The following is a 1,136-nucleotide window of genomic DNA, read 5'->3' as shown; positions in this document are numbered from 1 at the left end:
GGGGGGCAACTCATTGCAGATAACCCTGAGTTATTGTTAGATGTGGTGCAACAAGATATGGGGGTCGCGTTATTGCCAATGTTTTCGGCTTTAGACGCGGTTCAAAATGGAAGATTATGTCATATCTTGCCAGAGTGGCGTTCGCCTGATATTGGGGTTTATACCTTATTGCCTTCACGCCATTTTATTGATGCCAAAACACGCGCATGGTTGGATTGGGTAGAAGAATATATTTCTCCAAGAATTGAAATGGATGCATCTTATTTTTATAAATAATGAGATAAATTTTTTAAGGATTACAATTGAAAAAGGATGAAGAATAATACGGATTAGAATAAAAATAGGGTAGAAAATGCTTCTTTTTAAAGAGGCATTTAATACAGAAATGAACGATAAATTTTAAAAAAATTGCATGAGGGATTGAGCCCCAATTCCTGAACAGAATGAGATAAAGATGAGATAGGATGATCTGGTACTTGGCCTAATATTCAGCTTTATACCAGATGCTGAGCTATTTTAATCTATGACTATGCACACTTAGTTTGCCAATACGCATTTGCATAATTCGACAAGCTTTTTCGGTTTAATACATTGCTAATATTTTGGCTGGCTTGCATCAATTTTTCTAAATTAATGCCAGTTTCAAAACCCATGTGTGACAGCAAATAAAACAAATCTTCGGTTGATACATTGCCAGAGGCGCCTTTGGCATAAGGGCAACCTCCAAGTCCTGCAAGAGACGAATCAAAAACACGAATACCTTGCTGTAAAGACTGATAAATATTGGCAATTGCCATGCCATAGGTGTTGTGGAAATGCCCAGCTAATACCTTGCTATCGAGTTCAGCAAGGCAGGCTTGCCATACCTTTTGAACGCGATCTGGTGTTGCGGTGCCAATGGTTTCACCTAAAGACACTTCATAGCAGCCCATGTCATAGAGTCGTTTAACCACTTTCACCACTTGCTCAGGTGCAATTGCGCCTTCATAGGGACAATCGACAATACAAGAGACATAGCCGCGTACACGGATGTTATGTGCTTTTGCTGCGTTCATGACATCGCTAAACTTTTCAAAGCTTTCGTCGATTGAACAGTTAATATTTTTACGGGTAAAACTTTCAGAAGCTGCGGTAAA

At 39.3% G+C, this 1,136-nt stretch carries 2 protein-coding genes; one reads left to right on the top strand and one right to left on the bottom strand.

Annotated features, from left to right (window positions below; genetic code table 11):
• Window positions 1-276: LysR substrate-binding domain-containing protein (locus VXQ92_RS19985; protein ID WP_416682960.1), on the top strand; the 276-nt coding region annotated here is incomplete at its 5' end.
• Window positions 277-527: 251 nt separating this feature from the next.
• On the opposite strand, the gene VXQ92_RS19980 is transcribed toward VXQ92_RS19985, so the two are convergent.
• On the bottom strand, window positions 528-1,136 hold a 609-nt coding region (locus tag VXQ92_RS19980; RefSeq protein ID WP_416682959.1), incomplete at its 5' end, for a hydroxymethylglutaryl-CoA lyase.

The organism is Acinetobacter sp. 228 (assembly GCF_048147885.1).
The sequence above is the reverse complement of the archived record's forward strand: the minus strand, read 5'-3'. Positions and strand labels throughout refer to the sequence as shown.